This window comes from Nitratidesulfovibrio liaohensis, from assembly GCF_011682075.1.
GTDB classification, from domain to species: Bacteria; Desulfobacterota; Desulfovibrionia; order Desulfovibrionales; family Desulfovibrionaceae; genus Cupidesulfovibrio; species Cupidesulfovibrio liaohensis.
Genome location: NZ_VSMK01000469.1, coordinates 1 through 1,970 on the forward strand (window position 1 = coordinate 1; position 1,970 = coordinate 1,970).

General features: G+C 68.0%; 1 protein-coding gene and 1 pseudogene. Both read left to right on the forward strand.

Going from position 1 to position 1,970, the window contains the following annotated elements; genetic code table 11:
- The first annotated feature begins 212 nt into the window (after positions 1-212).
- Positions 213-1,715 carry a response regulator gene (locus FVW27_RS14360; protein ID WP_167126352.1) on the forward strand — a complete coding sequence of 501 codons (1,503 nt, stop codon included), beginning with the start codon at positions 213-215 and terminating at the stop codon, positions 1,713-1,715.
- Positions 1,705-1,970, forward strand: a pseudogene (locus FVW27_RS14365) (RNA pseudouridine synthase); the annotation flags it as partial. The gene FVW27_RS14360 and the pseudogene FVW27_RS14365, both read left to right, overlap by 11 nt.

Here is a 1,970-nt window from a genome sequence, read left to right on the forward strand (position 1 = left end):
CGCCCCGCGTGCGGGATCGCCCGTGCGTTGGCACGCGCCCCACGCCCCGCTCCCGGCCACATGCCCGGCCATCCGCCCTGCCGGACGCACCGACATGCCCCTGCCGTCCGGGCTCTTCACGGGTGCTTGCAAATCGGTGTGAAATGACGCACCTTGCCACTGCCGCACCCTTCCCGTGGGACCGGCAAGCCAGCACGCCCGCACGGAGCATCATGACGCATCCGCTCATCCTCATCGTCGAGGACAGCCGCGCCAGCGCAGACGAACTGCGCACGCGCATCGCCGAACGGCTCGGTTTTTCCGTGCTCACGGCGGGCACGTGTGCCGAGGCCGTCCGCATCATGGACGAACAGGGACCCAACCTGTTCCTCGCCATCCTCGACCTTACCCTGCCCGACGCCCCCGACGGCGAAGTGGTGGACCAGGCCCGCGCCCGCAAGGTGCCCTCGCTGGTGTTCACCTCTCGCCTGGACGACACCACCCGCCGCTACATTCTTTCCAAGGACGTCATCGACTACATCATCAAGGACGAGTACGCCGTGGACAACGTGGTGCGCGCCGTGGACCGGCTGCACCGCAACCGCACGGCCAAGATCCTGGTGGTGGACGATTCGCCCTCCATGCGCACCTTCATGAAGGAAGAGCTGCGCCGCTACATGTTCCAGGTGTACGAAGCCTCGGGCGGCCCCACGGCCCTGCGCGTGCTGGAGCGCAACCCCGACGTGATGCTGGTGATCACCGACTTCATGATGCCCGACATGGACGGCCTGGAGCTGACCCGCCGCATCCGCGAACGCTACCCGCGCGAGACGCTGTCCATCATGGGTGTTTCCGTCCACGCCGAACGCCCGCTTACCGTGGAATTCATCAAGAACGGCGCCGACGACTTCATCACCAAGCCCTTCCTGCGCGAAGAACTGTACTGCCGGGTGCTCCAGAATGTGGAAACGGTGGAACGCGCCCGCACCCTGGTGGAACTGAACGACGTCAAGAACCGCTTCCTGGGCATGGCCGCGCACGACCTGCGCAACCCCATCAACGGCATCCGGGGCTTCAGCCGCCTGCTGCTGGACGGGGTGCTGGGACCGCTGACCGATGACCAGCGCAGCGTGCTGGGCACCATGCATCAGGCCAGCAACGAGATGCTCCAACTGGTCAACGACCTGCTGGACGTCACCGTCATCGAAAGCGGTCGCCTGGACCTGGTGCTGCATCCCGGCGACCTGGCCGTGCTGGCGGCGGAGCGGCTGTCCTTCGCCTCTCTGGCGGCGGGCGCCAAGAACATCCGCATCGACAAGCAGTTCGAGCACGCCCAGTGCATGTTCGACCCGCGCCGCATGGCCCAGGTATTCGACAACCTGCTGAGCAACGCGGTGAAGTTCACCCCGCCGCAAACAAGCATCCGCGTGGCGGTGCGCGTGGACGGCCCGGAAGCGGTATTCGAGGTGGCGGACGAAGGCCCCGGCATCCTGCCCGAAGAGCGCGAGCGCATGTTCCGCTCGTTCGAAAAGCTCAGCGCGCGTCCCACGGCGGGCGAGGCCAGCACCGGCCTTGGGCTGACCATCGTCAAGCGCATCGTCACCGCGCATGGAGGCCGGGTGTGGGTGGAAAGCGAACCCGGCAACGGCGCCACTTTCAGGGTGGCCGTGCCATTGCGCGTGGGCGCCATGTCCACGGCGGAACGGGCGCTGGCGGCCCCGTCCGGTGAACGCTAGGGCGGACACCGGGGCGGCATGCATCACGCCGGAGGACCACGGCGCCCGGCTTGACGCCGCCCTGGCCCGACTGCTGCCCCAATTGCTGGACCAATTGGCCCAGTTGGCCCAGTTGGCCCAGTCCATGGACGGTGCACTCCCCACTCCCCCCCTTCTTTCGCTTGGCACGGGTTTGCGCGCGCGCCGCCGCCTGTGGCTGACCCACGCCGTGCTGCTGGACGGGCGCCCCGCCCAGCCGGGCACGCGGGTGCGCGC

What these genes read in the sequence shown, in the direction of transcription:
- FVW27_RS14360 (WP_167126352.1), top strand. Translation starts at nt 213, where the DNA reads ATGACGCATCCGCTCATCCTCATCGTCGAGGACAGCCGCGCCAGCGCA.